This is a genomic window from Parviterribacter kavangonensis, from assembly GCF_056863335.1.
This window is the reverse complement of sequence record NZ_JBXPJA010000001.1, coordinates 971,411-984,036: the sequence shown is the minus strand read 5'-3', so window position 1 is coordinate 984,036 and position 12,626 is coordinate 971,411. Positions and strand designations below refer to the sequence as shown.

The window sequence follows — 12,626 nt, the reverse complement described above, 5'->3', positions numbered from 1 at the left end:
CGCGGCCGGCTCAGCTCCCGAGCGGCGCCGCCGCGCAGGGGACGAGCCGCGAATCGACGAGGCCGGCGCTGCGGTCGCGGGCGATCTCGAGGTACGACGGATCGCCGACCATCTCGAGGAACGCCGCCCGCGTCGGGTAGCGCACGATCGCCACGGCGTCCCACTCGCGCGCCTGCGGGCCGATGAGCGCCTCGTCGCACGCGCCCGACCAGACCACCTCGCCGCCGACGCGCTTCAGGTGCTCGGTCACCGCGACCGCGTAGCGCGCGTACGCACCGGCCCCTTCGCCCTCGGCGAAGCGCAGCAGGTTGAGCATGAAGACGGGATCCGGACGGTCCGCCGTCGCGGCGAACGCCTCGGCCTGCTCGCGGGTCGGCTCGATGTGCATGTCGCCGGACGCTACAGAGCGCTCACCGCACGAGGTGCGCGGCGAGCTCCTTCGGCCGGGACAGCATCGGGACGTGCCCGCCGGCGATCTCCTCGACCTCGATGCCGAGACGCTCGGCGACGACACGGCGCTGGAGCGCGAGCGGGAACAGCCGGTCGTCGCGGGGCGCCAGCACGCGCGTCGGGACGCCGGGCCAGCGGTCGAGCGGCCACCGCTCGCCGAACATCCCCGGTCCGGGTGCGCCGTCGAACCGCGCGGCCTCCCGCTTGATGTCCTCCGGGACGTCGTGGAAGAAGACCTCGTCGATCTCCTCATCGCCCCATGCGCTCATCGGCCCGAGCCGCTCGAGCAACGGCGCGATCGCCTGCTCGTGGCCGACGTGCTCCCACCACTCGCCGGCGGTCTCGCCGGGGACCATCACCATCGGCGCGACGAGGACGAGCCCGGCGGCGCCGATGCGGTCCGCGACGATCGGCGCAGTGACCGCGCCGAGCGACTGCCCGACGACGACGATCGGTCCCGCGACGCCCTCGACGGCCGCGACGACCGCATCGGCGTGCGCGCTCGGCCCGGCCGCGGGATCGTCGAGCGGCAGCGGCGGAGCGATGCCTTCGTGGCCGAGCTCCCGGAGCTCCGCGATCGTCCACTGCCAGACCTGCGGGTCCACGCCGGCGCCGGGGATGAGGACGAACGTCGTCACCGTGCACACGATCTCAGGGCCGCGGGCCAAGCGGCGCCCAGCGAGGCGGCGGTTGGCATCATGCCGCCGCAATGGGGGCAGGACGGGCAGCCGTCGTCGGTGGGGGGCCGGCGGGCCTCGCCGCGCTGCGCGCGCTGACCGCGGCGGGCGTCGACGCCACCGCGTTCGAGCGCGGTGCGCGGGTCGGTGGCGTCTGGACGCTGGAGGACCGGCCGACCGCGGCGTACCGGTCGCTGCACCTGATCACGAGCCGGCCGCGGACGGAGTTCGCCGAGCATCCGATGCCGCCGGACACGCCGGACTACCCGAGCCGGGACGCGGTGGGCGCGTGGCTCGAGGACTACGTCGAGCGGTTCGGACTGACGGAGAAGATCCGCCTGAACACCGAGGTCAAGGCGGCGCGCAGGCAGCCCGACGGCGGATGGGAGCTCGAGACGGCGAACGGGGAGACCGAGCGCTTCGACCTGCTCGTCGTTGCCAGCGGCCACAACGAGGTCGCGTCGTGGCCGCAACCCGCGTACCCCGGCGCGGACGACTTCGAGGGCGAGCAGCTCCATGCGCTCGACTTCACCGTCGGGCGGGACTTCGAGGACAAGCGCGTGCTCGTCGTCGGCATGGGCAACAGCGCGATGGACATCGCGACCGACGTCTCGCACTTCGCCACGCGCACGCTGCTCTCCGTCCGCCGCGGCAGCTGGGTCATCCCGAAGCGGCTGCTCGGCAAGCCCGCCGACCAGGTCATCCGCCCATGGGTCGCCGCGCACGTGCCATGGCGGCTGCGCCAGCCGATCGCCGAGTCGCTGCTCAAGCTCACCGTCGGCCGGCCCGAGGACGTCGGCCTGCCCGCGCCCGACGGCGGGCTCTTCCAGTCGCACCCGACGATCTCCGACACGATCGTCTCGCGCATCGCGCACGGCCGGATCGCGCCGAAGCCGGGGATCGCGAAGCTCGACGCGGCGGGCGTCGAGTTCACCGACGGGACGCGCGAGGACGTCGACGCGATCGTGTGGTGCACCGGCTACCGCGTGACGATCCCGTTCCTCGATCCGGGTGTGCTCGGGACGGCCGACCCGTCGCAGCTGCGCCTCTACAAGCGCATCCTGCACCTCGAGCACGACGACCTCTTCTTCATCGGCCTCATGCAGTCGACCGGCTCGGCGTTCCCGATCCTCGAGCGTCAGTCGCAGCTGCTCGCCGAGCACCTCACCGGCCGCTGGGCGCCGCCGTCGCACGACGAGATGCGCGCCGACTGCGAGGAGCGGGTGAAGCGCGCCCGCGCGCGCTGGGGCGACCACGGCCGGCCGGTCATGCGGGTCGACTTCGACGGCTACATGCACGAGCTCGCCGCCGAGATCGAGCGCGGCCGCAAGCGCGCCGGCGAGCGGGTCGCGGCATGAGCAGGCGGGCGATCGTCACGGGCGCTTCGGGCGCCATCGGGTCGGCGCTCGTCGCCGCCCTGCGCGCCCGCAGCTGGACCGTCGTCGGGCTCGACCTCCAGGCGAACGACGAGCAGGGCATCCTCGCCTGCGACGTCACCGACGACGAGGCGGTCACCAGAGCCGTCCACGAGGCGATCGAACGGCTCGGCGGCCTCGACGCGCTCGTCAACAACGCCGGGCTGGGCGGGCCCGCGAGCGCGGGGGAGATGCCCGACGAGCACGTCCTCAAGATGCTCGACGTCAACCTCCTCGGCGCCTGGCGCACCACCGCCGCCGCGATCGACGCGCTTGTCGAGTCGCGCGGGCAGGTCGCGCTCGTGGGCTCGCGGATGGCGTTCCTCGGCCTGCCGCTCGGCGTCGCGTACGGCGTCTCGAAGCGCAGCCTGACGGCCTACGCCGATGCGCTGCGCGCGGAGTACGGCACCCACGTAGGCGTCACCTGCGTCCATCCGGCGTTCATCCGAACGCCGATCCACGACCGGACGAAGGCGGCCGGCCTGCAGCTCGAGGGCTTCAGCCGCGAGGAGCCGCTGGAGGGCGTCGTCGAGAAGCTCGTCGCCGCCTGCGAGGGCCGCGGCGGCCGGGACGTCGCCGTCACGCGCGGGGGAGCGGTGCAGCTCGCGGTCGCCCGGCACCTGCCGGGGCTCGTCGACCGCGTCGTCGCGAAGACCCTGCGCAAGCGCGTCGCGGCCGGCGAGCTCGACGATGCGCCGATCGCCGCCGGCGTGCGGCGCCGCCACGGCCGCGCCTGATGGACGACCCGAGCGTCGCCGCCCAGATCGCGCTGCCGCTGGCGCTCGCGGCGATCATGCTCGCGCTCGGCCTGTCGCTGACGCCGCCCGACTTCAAGCGCGTGCTCACCGAGCCACGCGGCGTGGCGATCGGCCTGCTCAACCTGCTCGTGCTCAGCCCGCTGCTCGGCTTCGGCATCGCGGCGCTGTTCAGCCTCGACGCGGCGCTCGCCGTCGGCCTCGTCGTCATGGCCTCGGCGCCCGGCGGCACGATGGCCGCGCTGCTCACGCACCTCGCACGCGGCGAGACCGCGCTGTCGGTGACGATGACCGCGGTCAGCTCGACGCTCGCGCTCGTGACGATGCCGTTCTACCTGGCCCTCGCGATCGACGCCTTCGACGCGCCGGTCGGCGACGACGTGAGCATGCTCGGCGTCGTGGCGCGCGTCTTCGCGATCACGCTCATCCCGCTGCTGGCCGGCATGTACGTGCGCAGCCGCCGGCCCGAGCGGGTGATCGAGCTCGAGCCCCGGATCAAGAAGTGGACGCTCGTGGTCTTCGTGCTCGTCGTGATCGGCGCGGTGGTGAGCGAGCTCGACATCATCACCGACCACTTCACCGACCTCGCGCTGGCGACGCTGTCACTGAACGTCGCGGCGATGACGCTGGCGTACACGGTGTCCCGGGTCGCGCGGCTCAGCAAGCCGCAGACGACTGCCATCGCGCTCGAGCTCGGCGTCCACAACAGCACGCTCGCGATCGCGGTGGCGACCACGATCGCGACCGTCCTCGCCACGCCGGCCGCGGTCTACAGCATGTTCATGTTCCTCACCGCTGGAGCATTCGCCAGGCTGATGTGGCTGCGCAACACACGCGCCGCAGTCGCCTGAGAGAGGATCGGCCGCATGGCCCAGCTCGAAGGCAGGACGGCTCTCGTGACCGGCGCGGGCGCCGGCATCGGCATGGCATGTGCGCAGGAGCTTGCGGCGCGCGGCGCCGCGGTGGTCATCGCGGACCTCGACGGCGCGGCCGCCGAGCGCGTGGCCCGGGACATCGCCGACACGGGCGGGCGCGCGCACGCGGTCGAGGCGGACGTGCGCGACGAGGCCTCGGTCGACCGGATGATGAGCGCCGCGGAGGACGCGCTCGGCCGCGTCGATCTCGCGGTGAACAACGCGGGCATCAGCGCCGAGCGCAAGCCCGTCGGCGACCTGACCGTCGCGGAGTGGCGCAAGACGCTCGACGTCAACCTCGACGGCGTCTTCCTCTGCATGCGCGCGGAGCTGCGCGCGATGAAGGGAACGGGCGGCGGCTCGATCGTGAACATGGGCTCGGTCCTGAGCAGCGTCGCGTTCCCGGACGCCGCCGCGTACACGACCGCGAAGCACGGCGTGCTCGGCCTGACGCGCAGCGCCGCGCTCGACTACGCCGCCGACGGGATTCGCGTCAACTGCGTCGGCCCCGCGTTCATCGCGACCGAGCTCGTCCGCACCTCCCTCAGCGCGGAGGAGCACGAGATCGTCGCCGCGCTGCACCCGGTCAACCGCCTCGGCGAGCCGGCCGAGGTGGCGAACGTCGTCGCCTTCCTGCTCTCCGACGATGCGTCCAACGTCACGGGGGCGTACTGGACCGTCGACGGCGGTTATACGGTCCGGTGATGGCGAAGCCCATCTACACCGCGCAGGCCACCGTCACGGGCGGCCGCGATCACGGACACGGCCGGACCGACGACGGCGCCCTCGACGTGCAGCTGCGGCTGCCGGGCCAGGGCGAGGAGGGGACGAACCCCGAGCAGCTGTTCGCGGTCGGCTACGCGTCGTGCTTCGAGGGCGCTCTCGGCGCCGTCGCGCGACGGCGGAAGATCGAGCTCGGCGACGTGTCGATCGACAGCCGCGTGAGCCTGCTCGCGGGCGAGGACCGCACGTTCAACATCGCCGTCGAGCTGGACGTGACGCTGCCGAAGATCGACGACGCCGGCGAGGCCGCGGAGATCGTCGCCGACGCCCACCAGGTCTGCCCGTACTCCAACGCGACCCGGGGCAACATCGACGTCGTCCTCACGGCCAACGGAGCGCAAGTCGGCTGATGGCGTCGCTGCCGCGCCGCTCGCTCGCCGGGCTCGACGTCTCCGCGATCGGGCTCGGCTGCATGGGCATGTCCGCGTTCTACGGCGAGGCGGACGAGAGCGAGGCGCTCGCGACGCTCGACCGCGCGATCGAGCTGGGCTGCACGTTCCTCGACACCGCCGAGGGCTACGGCCCGTTCGAGAACGAGAAGCTCATCGGCCGCGCGATCGCCGGGCGGCGCGACCGCGTCGAGATCGCGACGAAGTTCGGGCTGCGCGTCTCGCCGACGCCCGACAACCCCACGCGGCGCGTGATGGATGGCTCGCCCGAGAACGTAGGGCGCTCGATCGAGGGCTCGCTCGAGCGGCTCGGCACCGACCACGTCGACCTCTACTACCTGCATCGCGTCGACCCGGGCACGCCGATCGAGGAGACGGTCGGCGCGATGGGGGAGCTGGTCGCCGAGGGGAAGGTGCGCCACCTCGGCCTCAGCGAGGTCTCCGCGCGCACGCTGCGCCGCGCGCACGCCGTCCATCCGATCACCGCGCTGCAGAGCGAGCTGTCGTTCTGGACCCGCGACGTGCTCGACGAGATCCTGCCGGCGTGCCGCGAGCTCGGGACCGGGTTCGTCGCGTTCTCGCCGCTCGGCCGCGGCTTCCTCTCACGGCGGTTCACGTCGCTCGACGACCTCGAGGCCGGAGACCTCCGCCGCCGCTATCCGCGCTTCGACGGCGAGGCGATCGAGCACAACCTGCGCGCCGCCGAGACGTTCGCGGAGCTCGCGCGCGAGCGCGGCTGCACGGCGAGCCAGCTCGCGCTCGCCTGGGTGCTCGCGCAGGGCGAGGACGTCGTCCCGATCCCGGGCACGAAGCGCCGGAAGTACCTCGAGGAGAACGCGGGCGCCGCGGCGGTGGAGCTCACCGCGGACGACCTCGCGCGCATCGAGGCGGCGGTCCCGCCGGCGATCGGCGATCGCACCGACGCCGCCGGCATGGCGACCGTCGACCGCTAGGAGCGAGCGGCCGGCTGGAACAGCTCGATCGGGTTGCCCTCGGGGTCCTCGAGGACGATCTGCTGCCCACCGGGTCCCGTCACGATCTCGTTGCGGAACGTGATCCCGGCGGCGCGGAGCCGATCCACCTCGCTCGCGAGGTCGTCGACGATGAAGTGGATCCGGTTCCAGCCGCCGGGCTCGGGCACGCGGCCGTCGGGCATCGGGCGCCCGGCGGAGCTCTTCGGCCCGCTCAGCAGCAGCCGCAGGTTGCCACGCACGACGTCGGCGAACGCGGGCGCGGCGCTCGACCGCACCGTGAAGCCGAAGTGCTCCGTGTAGAACGCGACGGCGCGCTCCACGTCGTCGACCATGTACCGAACGTTCACGAGCTCGTCGCTCACGGGCATCACCTCGCGGCGAGCGTACCGGTCTAGTCGGTGCCCCAGGGGTTGTCGATCACGAACCGCCAGGTGCCGTCGCCCTGCCGGCGCAGGACGTCGGCGTTCTTCGCCTCGAGGCGGACCGGCTCGCCGTCCGGGCCGGTGCCGTCGAACGACCAGACGCCGACGACGAGCGCGAGGTCGTCGACCTCGAGCACGCGCGTGACCTCCAGGTCGAGCGTGCCGTTCATCGAGATGAAGCCCTTCAGCGCCTCGCTGATGCCGGGCGTGCCGGGAGCGAGGCTGCCCGGCTCGGTCGCGAAGGCGGCGTCGCGCTCGTAGAGCGGGAGGAGGCTGTCGAGGTCGCCGGTGTTGATGCCGGTGACGATGGTGGCGAGGACCTCGTGGGGGGTGGTGGCGGGCATGCGACTTCGTCCTTTCGGTAGTCAGTGGTGTGTCGTGAACTGATGGCGACCATACGGACGGCCGCTCGATGTGTCAAGATCTACGACACACGCATGAGTCCCGAAACGAAGTCGAAACGGAAGTACGAGCTGAAGAAGCGCGCGGAGGGGGTGGACCGGACCCGCCGCCGGATCACCGAGGCCGCGATCGAGCTGCACGGCACGCTCGGGCCGTCGCGCACGACGCTGAGCGCGGTCGCCAAGCGCGCGGGGGTGGAGCGGCGGACGCTCTACCGGCACTTCGCGACCGAGGCCGACCTGTTCGCCGCGTGCTCGTCGCACTGGTTCGCCACGAACCCGCTGCCGGATCTCGAGGCGTGGCGCTCGATCCGCGATGCCGACGCGCGGCTGGCGCAGGCCCTGGACGAGCTCTACGCGTACTACGAGCGCACCGAGCCGATGCTCACGAACGTCCTGCGCGACGCCGAGGTCGTCGACTTCGCGCGCGATGCGATCGCGCCGCTGGGCGCCTACCTCGACGAGGCCGCTGAGGTGCTGCTGGCGGGGCGCGGGGGGCGCGGCCGCCGGCGGACGCTCGTTGCGGGCGCGCTGCGCCACGCGGTCGCGTTCTCCACGTGGCGCTCGCTGTCGGCGAACGGGATCGCGCGCGCCGACGCCGTCCGGCTCGTCAGTGCATTGGTGACGGCGGCGTAGCGGAGGCGAGGAAGGCGCGCAGCTCGGCCTGGTGCGCCAGGTCCTCGAAGCGCAGCGCGTACTCGTTGTGGCCGCGCTGGCGCAGCACGCGCGCCGTCCCGTCGAGGTGGCAGCCTCCGGCCGGGAGATCGAGGTCGAAGTGCAGCTCCTCGTCGATGTGCAGCGGGCGGTCGCACCTGACGCACGCGCCGCCCTCGCCGAGGTTGACCGTGCGCGCCGCGAGCGCGCGCCCCGCCTTGCGCGCCAGGCGCACGTCGATCGTGACGGCCGCGCGGGCGCTCGACCGCTGCTCGCTCCGGGTCTGCATCTCAGTGCCCCGAGGACGGTGCCGCCTCCTTGGGCGCGTAGCGGTGGTGGAGCAGCAGCGGGTTGCCGTCGGGGTCGGTGAAGAACGCCATGTGGCAGACGCCGCTGTCGAGCGTGTCGTTGCGGAACTGCACGCCCTTCGCCTCGAGGTCGGCGCGGGTGCTCTCCACGTCGTCGACCTGCAGCGCGACCCACGACGTGCTCGTCTTGAACTCCTGGCCGAACGCGTCGGGCTGCAGGACCGCGAGCGTCAGGTTCCCCGCCTGGAACTCGCCGGCCGGGAAGTCGCCCCAGCGCTTGACGAACGGCAGCCCCAGCACGGAGCCGTAGAACTCGGCGGCCGCCTCGTAGTCGGTGACCGGGATCGCGACGAAGTCGACGCCCGTGACGGCGGTGGTCTGCGTGGACATGGCCACACGGTCTCACAGGCCGCCATCCGGGGTTGTGCGCTTGTCGGCCGGAGGCGTGTCGACATCCTTGTCGGTCAAGTCCCGGAGCTGCAGCGTTGGCCTGTGCTCATCGAGGACTACGCGCTGATCGGCGACATGCAGTCTGCCGCGCTGGTCGGCCGCGACGGGACGATCGACTGGCTGTGCCTCCCGCGCTTCGACTCCCAATCGTGCTTCTCGGCGCTGGTCGGCGACGAGCGGCACGGCCGTTGGGTGCTGGCGCCCGCCGGCGACGTGACCGCGGTCGCCCGCCGGTACCGGCCCGGCACCCTCATCCTGGAGACGGACTCCGAGACCGCCGACGGGGCGGTCCGCGTCGTCGACTTCATGCCGCGCCGCGGTGGCGGACCGCCTCGCGTCATGCGCGTCGTCGAGGGACTGCGGGGGAGGATCCCGATGCGGATGGAGCTCGTGCTGCGGCCCGACTACGGGTCGATCCGGCCGTGGGTCGAGCCCGCCTCCGACGGGGCGGTGGCAACGGCGGGGCCGGACGCCTTCCGACTCAGCACGCCGCTCCCGCTGCTGATCAGCGATGCCACGGCGCACGCCGACTTCGTGATGGTCGAGGGGGCGCGCGAGCGCTTCACGCTCACCTGGCACGCCTCGTACGACCCGCCACCGTCGGTCGAGGACGCGGATTCCGCCCTCGCGCGGACGCAAGCGTGGTGGCGCGAGTGGAGCGGGCGCTGCACGTACGACGGGCCGTACCGCGAGCAGGTGCTCACGTCGCTCATCGTGCTCAAGGCGATGACCTCGGAGACGACGGGCGCCGTGGTCGCGGCGCCCACGACGTCGCTGCCCGAGGACCTCGGCGGCGTGCGCAACTGGGACTACCGGTACTGCTGGCTGCGGGATTCGGTGCTCGCGCTCGAGGCGCTGCTCGCGGCCGGGTACACCGAGGAGGCGCTTGCGTTCCGCGACTTCCTGCTGCGCGTCGGGACCGGCGATCCGAGCACCACGCAGATCATGTACGGCGTGGGCGGCGAACGGCGCCTCACGGAGTTCGAGCTCCCGCACCTTCCGGGCTACGAGGGCTCAGCGCCGGTGCGCGTCGGCAACGCCGCGTCCGAGCAGTTCCAGCTCGACGTCTTCGGCGAGGTAGCCGGCGTCATGTTCATCGGCGTCGAGGCGCTCGGCCGCGTCGACGACCGGCTCTGGCCGCGCTGGAGGGCCATCGTCGAGCACGTCGAGACGCTGTGGCGGCTGCCGGACGACGGCATCTGGGAGGCACGCGGGCCTCAGCGCCACTACACGTACTCGAAGGTCATGGCGTGGGTGGTGTTCGACCGCGCGGTCCGCGTCGCCGAGCGCTTCGGGCTCGACGCGCCCCTCGGCCGGTGGCGGGCGGTGCGCGACGAGATCCACGCCGAGATCTGCGAGCGCGGCTACGACCCGGAACGCCGGACGTTCACCCAGTACTACGGGTCGCGCGAGCTCGACGCCAGCGTCCTGAACATCCCGCTCGTGGGCTTCCTGCCGGGCACCGACGACCGGGTCACGGGCACGATCGACGCGGTACGGCGCGAGCTCGGCCGCGACGGGTTCGTCTCCCGGTACTCGACGGCGGAGACCGACGACGGTCTGCCGGGGGACGAGGGGCAGTTCCTCGCGTGCTCGTTCTGGCTCGTCAACGCTCTCGCGCGCAATGGCCGTGAGGACGAGGCCCGCGCGCTGTTCGAGCGGCTCGTCGGCCTGTCGAACGACCTCGGTCTGCTGGCCGAGGAGTACGACGTCGCGCGCAAGCGCCAGGTCGGGAACTTCCCGCAGGCGTTCAGCCACCTGACGTTGATCCTCGCGGCGCGCGCGATCGCGTCCGCCGCCGCGCCGGCGACGCCGGCGCTCGTGTGATCACCGCGTCTCAGCGCGTCGGCACCGTGGCGACGAGGACGCGGTACCTGCGGGTGCCATGCTCCTCGTCGACCGTGAAGCCCGCCGCCGCGCACATCGCCTTGAGCGCGCTGGGCGTGAAGCCCCACCACCAGCCGTTGTAGCCCGCGCGCGCGTCGAGCGGCTTCTCGATGTTGGGGTGGAGCTCCGGTCCGGGGGCGAAGACGACGGACCGCTTCCGCTTGGTCTCGCGGATGACCTCGGTGCCAAGCAGCAGCGTCCGGCCGGTGATCCGGTGCAGCGCGCGGAGCGTCGAGATCGGATCCGGCGCGTGGTAGATGAGGCCCGAGCACCAGACCACGTCGTGGACGCCGACCTCGGCCAGGACGGCGTCGTCGTGGACGTCGCCCTGCACGAACCGCACGGCGGAGCTCCTCCGCTGTCGCTCCTCCTCGAACCGCGCGCTGGCGGGCATCAGGTCGACGCCGGTCACGCTCGCCGCTCCGTGCTCCTCCGCGAGGAACGCGATGCGCCCGTCGACGCTCCACATGCAGCCGACGTCGGCGAACGAGGCGCCGCGGGCGAACCGCCGGACGAGCTCCTCCCGGTCGAACCGCCTGTGCCGCAGTCCGAACGGGCTCACGGAGTGGAGCCTAGGGGGCGAGTTCGGGCGGCGCGGGGCTCGTGGAGGCATGCACTTCGAATCGCTCCGGCCGGTCCAGCCCACCGAAGCCAACGAGAACCTGGCCTACGAGCTCGTGCGGTGCTTCGCCGCGCTCGAGCGGATGCTCGACGACGACCTTGGCGCACCCGGCTGGACGCCCATCGAGGTCGCCGACGAGCTGATGAGCCGCATCAAGCGGCGCCTGCACGACTTCGTGATCGTGTACGGCGCCGACGACGTCTCGGACTGCGGCAGCATCCTCGCGGAGGCCATCGACGAGCTCGGCGCCGGCGAGTTGCTCGAACCCGACCGCGTGCGCGCGTTCGAGCGCTGAGAACGGCGCTAGATTGCGGCAGGTGAGCGCGGTGATGTACGTCAAGCCGGGCTGTCCGTACTGCCGGGACGCGCGCGACAGCCTGACCGCCGCGGGGGAGGACTTCGAGGAGCGCGACGCGACGACGCGCGCCGACTGGAAGGCAGAGCTCATGGAGCACTCGCGGGGCACCGGCGTCGTCCCGACCATCGTCCGCGAGGGCGGGGCCGTGCAGGTCGGGTTCCCGCCCGGCCGCGGGTGACGGGTGCGCTGAGCGGCCGGTCGGCCGCTGTCGCCTGCAGCTCTTCGCCTTCCCGGCGCCGTCTGGGCGGCGTACGATCGGCGTCGTGAAGCGTCTGCTGCTCATCGGGCTGGCATGCGCCTTCGTCGTACCGGCGAGCGCGTACGCGGGAGCGGTCAACCTGCGCGTCACGGCCGACACCGGTCCGGGAACGAAGGTCCGCCGTGCGACGCTGACCTGCGACGCGAAGGGTCCGCGGGCCACGGGGTTCCTCCGCGCTCGCGATGCCGCGAAGCTGTGCCGGCGTGCGTACGCGCTGGAGCGGTTCCTCGGGCGAGCGCCCGACCGCACCCGGCAGTGCACCCAGGTCTACGGCGGGCCCTCGCGGGCACGCGTGCGCGGGAACGTCAGGGGCACCGCGGTGGACCGCCGGTTCGCCCGCGGCGATGGATGCGAGATCGCCGACTGGGAGCGCGCGAAGCTCCTCCTCCCGCGGCCGGCTGCACCGGGGCGCTGAGCGGTGCGCACCGACCCGACCGACAACGGCGGGCTCTTCATCGGCCGGCGACCGGGCACGGCACCGATCCGGTACCGCGTCGAGCCCCGCCGCAGCGCCGGCCGGCGCCGCGCGTTCGACCGGGTCTTCGGAGGCTCGCTCGTCGCGGCGATGCTGGTCGTCTCGATCGCCTTCTGGGGACCGATCCCCGCGGCGTGGTTGTGGCTCGGCGGGCAGGTCAGGCACTGGACCGGCTCCGGCGGCTTGGCGATCTCCGTGTCGTCGATCGGGTTGCTGCTCACGCTGCTGGGCGGCCTCGTCGCCCTCAAGCAGCTCGACCAGCTCTGGATCCTCGTGCGGCGCGCCGCCGGCCACGACCAGCGGACGGGGATCATCGGTCCCGTCTTCGCGATCGCCACCGCGATCGGCGTCGCGCTGTTCGTCCTGTGGTTCCTGCTCTTCGCCGGATCCGGTTCGGAGCTCGTCGGCGGCCGTCGCTGAGGCGGGCAGGCTT

The 12,626-nt window shown here is 72.8% G+C and carries 19 protein-coding genes; 12 read left to right on the top strand and 7 right to left on the bottom strand.

Features of this window, described 5'->3' with window-relative positions; all coding sequences use genetic code 11:
- Nucleotides 1-10: 10 nt before the first annotated feature.
- Both AC1UE4_RS05065 and AC1UE4_RS05060 read right to left on the bottom strand, forming a co-directional pair.
- Nucleotides 11-388 (bottom strand): DUF1330 domain-containing protein, encoded by a 378-nt coding sequence (locus AC1UE4_RS05065; RefSeq protein ID WP_482916129.1) that lies wholly within the window; start codon nt 386-388, stop codon nt 11-13.
- Between the two features lie 22 nt (nt 389-410).
- On the bottom strand, nt 411-1,088 hold the full coding sequence (locus AC1UE4_RS05060; protein ID WP_482916128.1) for an alpha/beta hydrolase: 678 nt from the start codon (nt 1,086-1,088) through the stop codon (nt 411-413).
- 71 nt (nt 1,089-1,159) lie between these two features.
- Between AC1UE4_RS05060 and AC1UE4_RS05055 the strand changes: the two genes are divergently transcribed.
- The 6 genes from AC1UE4_RS05055 to AC1UE4_RS05030 are packed head-to-tail and all read left to right on the top strand — an operon-like array spanning nt 1,160 to nt 6,336.
- The gene (locus AC1UE4_RS05055; RefSeq protein ID WP_482916127.1) at nt 1,160-2,485 is read left to right on the top strand and encodes a flavin-containing monooxygenase; all 1,326 of its coding nucleotides are present in this window, start codon (nt 1,160-1,162) and stop codon (nt 2,483-2,485) included.
- On the top strand, nt 2,482-3,279 hold the full coding sequence (locus tag AC1UE4_RS05050; RefSeq protein WP_482916126.1) for an SDR family NAD(P)-dependent oxidoreductase: 798 nt from the start codon (nt 2,482-2,484) through the stop codon (nt 3,277-3,279). Before AC1UE4_RS05055 ends, AC1UE4_RS05050 begins: the two co-directional genes overlap by 4 nt.
- Complete coding sequence (locus tag AC1UE4_RS05045; RefSeq protein WP_482916125.1) at nt 3,279-4,148, top strand: bile acid:sodium symporter family protein; 870 nt, start codon at nt 3,279-3,281, stop codon at nt 4,146-4,148. The genes AC1UE4_RS05050 and AC1UE4_RS05045 overlap by 1 nt, the downstream gene beginning before the upstream one ends.
- A 15-nt stretch (nt 4,149-4,163) precedes the next feature.
- Nucleotides 4,164-4,916 (top strand): SDR family NAD(P)-dependent oxidoreductase, encoded by a 753-nt coding sequence (locus AC1UE4_RS05040; RefSeq protein WP_482916124.1) that lies wholly within the window; start codon nt 4,164-4,166, stop codon nt 4,914-4,916.
- Nucleotides 4,916-5,344, top strand: a complete 429-nt coding sequence (locus AC1UE4_RS05035) for an organic hydroperoxide resistance protein (RefSeq protein WP_482916123.1) — start codon at nt 4,916-4,918, stop codon at nt 5,342-5,344. Before AC1UE4_RS05040 ends, AC1UE4_RS05035 begins: the two co-directional genes overlap by 1 nt.
- Before the next feature lie 8 nt (nt 5,345-5,352).
- Nucleotides 5,353-6,336 carry an aldo/keto reductase gene (locus AC1UE4_RS05030; RefSeq protein ID WP_482918203.1) on the top strand — a complete coding sequence of 328 codons (984 nt, stop codon included), beginning with the start codon at nt 5,353-5,355 and terminating at the stop codon, nt 6,334-6,336.
- Here the strand turns inward: AC1UE4_RS05030 and AC1UE4_RS05025 are convergent.
- The gene (locus AC1UE4_RS05025; protein WP_482916122.1) at nt 6,333-6,719 is read right to left on the bottom strand and encodes a VOC family protein; all 387 of its coding nucleotides are present in this window, start codon (nt 6,717-6,719) and stop codon (nt 6,333-6,335) included. The two genes, AC1UE4_RS05030 and AC1UE4_RS05025, sit on opposite strands and share 4 nt — an antisense overlap.
- A gap of 29 nt (nt 6,720-6,748) precedes the next feature.
- On the bottom strand, nt 6,749-7,123 hold the full coding sequence (locus AC1UE4_RS05020) for a YybH family protein (RefSeq protein WP_482916121.1): 375 nt from the start codon (nt 7,121-7,123) through the stop codon (nt 6,749-6,751).
- Nucleotides 7,124-7,216: 93 nt separating this feature from the next.
- Here AC1UE4_RS05020 and AC1UE4_RS05015 point away from each other — a divergent pair, with 93 nt between their 5' ends.
- Complete coding sequence (locus tag AC1UE4_RS05015) at nt 7,217-7,816, top strand: TetR/AcrR family transcriptional regulator (protein ID WP_482916120.1); 600 nt, start codon at nt 7,217-7,219, stop codon at nt 7,814-7,816.
- On the opposite strand, the gene AC1UE4_RS05010 is transcribed toward AC1UE4_RS05015, so the two are convergent.
- Nucleotides 7,791-8,123: a PilZ domain-containing protein gene (locus tag AC1UE4_RS05010; RefSeq protein ID WP_482916119.1), complete on the bottom strand. Its 333-nt coding sequence runs from the start codon at nt 8,121-8,123 to the stop codon at nt 7,791-7,793. The genes AC1UE4_RS05015 and AC1UE4_RS05010 overlap by 26 nt on opposite strands.
- 1 nt (nt 8,124) lies before the next feature.
- Nucleotides 8,125-8,532: a VOC family protein gene (locus tag AC1UE4_RS05005; protein ID WP_482916118.1), complete on the bottom strand. Its 408-nt coding sequence runs from the start codon at nt 8,530-8,532 to the stop codon at nt 8,125-8,127.
- Between the two features lie 102 nt (nt 8,533-8,634).
- Between AC1UE4_RS05005 and AC1UE4_RS05000 the strand changes: the two genes are divergently transcribed.
- Nucleotides 8,635-10,419, top strand: a complete 1,785-nt coding sequence (locus tag AC1UE4_RS05000; RefSeq protein ID WP_482916117.1) for a glycoside hydrolase family 15 protein — start codon at nt 8,635-8,637, stop codon at nt 10,417-10,419.
- 10 nt (nt 10,420-10,429) lie between these two features.
- Here AC1UE4_RS05000 and AC1UE4_RS04995 read toward each other — a convergent pair whose 3' ends face one another.
- Nucleotides 10,430-11,041, bottom strand: a complete 612-nt coding sequence (locus AC1UE4_RS04995) for a class I SAM-dependent methyltransferase (RefSeq protein WP_482916116.1) — start codon at nt 11,039-11,041, stop codon at nt 10,430-10,432.
- Nucleotides 11,042-11,090: 49 nt separating this feature from the next.
- On the opposite strand from AC1UE4_RS04995, the gene AC1UE4_RS04990 reads away from it, so the two are divergent.
- The 4 genes from AC1UE4_RS04990 to AC1UE4_RS04975 all read left to right on the top strand — a co-directional run bounded on the left by AC1UE4_RS04990 (nt 11,091) and on the right by AC1UE4_RS04975 (nt 12,613).
- Nucleotides 11,091-11,396, top strand: a complete 306-nt coding sequence (locus tag AC1UE4_RS04990; RefSeq protein ID WP_482916115.1) for a hypothetical protein — start codon at nt 11,091-11,093, stop codon at nt 11,394-11,396.
- A 22-nt stretch (nt 11,397-11,418) separates the two neighbouring features.
- Complete coding sequence (locus AC1UE4_RS04985; RefSeq protein ID WP_482916114.1) at nt 11,419-11,637, top strand: glutaredoxin domain-containing protein; 219 nt, start codon at nt 11,419-11,421, stop codon at nt 11,635-11,637.
- An 85-nt stretch (nt 11,638-11,722) separates the two neighbouring features.
- Nucleotides 11,723-12,133: a hypothetical protein gene (locus AC1UE4_RS04980; protein ID WP_482916113.1), complete on the top strand. Its 411-nt coding sequence runs from the start codon at nt 11,723-11,725 to the stop codon at nt 12,131-12,133.
- A gap of 3 nt (nt 12,134-12,136) precedes the next feature.
- A complete protein-coding gene (locus AC1UE4_RS04975) occupies nt 12,137-12,613 on the top strand; it encodes a hypothetical protein (RefSeq protein WP_482916112.1) in 477 nt (158 codons plus the stop codon).
- Nucleotides 12,614-12,626 lie beyond the last annotated feature (13 nt).

What these genes read in the sequence shown, in the direction of transcription:
- AC1UE4_RS05040 (WP_482916124.1), top strand. Translation starts at nt 4,164, where the DNA reads ATGGCCCAGCTCGAAGGCAGGACGGCTCTCGTGACCGGCGCGGGCGCC.
- AC1UE4_RS05005 (WP_482916118.1), bottom strand. Translation starts at nt 8,532, where the DNA reads ATGTCCACGCAGACCACCGCCGTCACGGGCGTCGACTTCGTCGCGATC.
- AC1UE4_RS05065 (WP_482916129.1), bottom strand. Translation starts at nt 388, where the DNA reads ATGCACATCGAGCCGACCCGCGAGCAGGCCGAGGCGTTCGCCGCGACG.
- AC1UE4_RS05035 (WP_482916123.1), top strand. Translation starts at nt 4,916, where the DNA reads ATGGCGAAGCCCATCTACACCGCGCAGGCCACCGTCACGGGCGGCCGC.
- AC1UE4_RS05015 (WP_482916120.1), top strand. Translation starts at nt 7,217, where the DNA reads ATGAGTCCCGAAACGAAGTCGAAACGGAAGTACGAGCTGAAGAAGCGC.
- AC1UE4_RS05055 (WP_482916127.1), top strand. Translation starts at nt 1,160, where the DNA reads ATGGGGGCAGGACGGGCAGCCGTCGTCGGTGGGGGGCCGGCGGGCCTC.
- AC1UE4_RS05010 (WP_482916119.1), bottom strand. Translation starts at nt 8,123, where the DNA reads ATGCAGACCCGGAGCGAGCAGCGGTCGAGCGCCCGCGCGGCCGTCACG.
- AC1UE4_RS04990 (WP_482916115.1), top strand. Translation starts at nt 11,091, where the DNA reads ATGCACTTCGAATCGCTCCGGCCGGTCCAGCCCACCGAAGCCAACGAG.
- AC1UE4_RS05045 (WP_482916125.1), top strand. Translation starts at nt 3,279, where the DNA reads ATGGACGACCCGAGCGTCGCCGCCCAGATCGCGCTGCCGCTGGCGCTC.
- AC1UE4_RS05020 (WP_482916121.1), bottom strand. Translation starts at nt 7,123, where the DNA reads ATGCCCGCCACCACCCCCCACGAGGTCCTCGCCACCATCGTCACCGGC.
- AC1UE4_RS05050 (WP_482916126.1), top strand. Translation starts at nt 2,482, where the DNA reads ATGAGCAGGCGGGCGATCGTCACGGGCGCTTCGGGCGCCATCGGGTCG.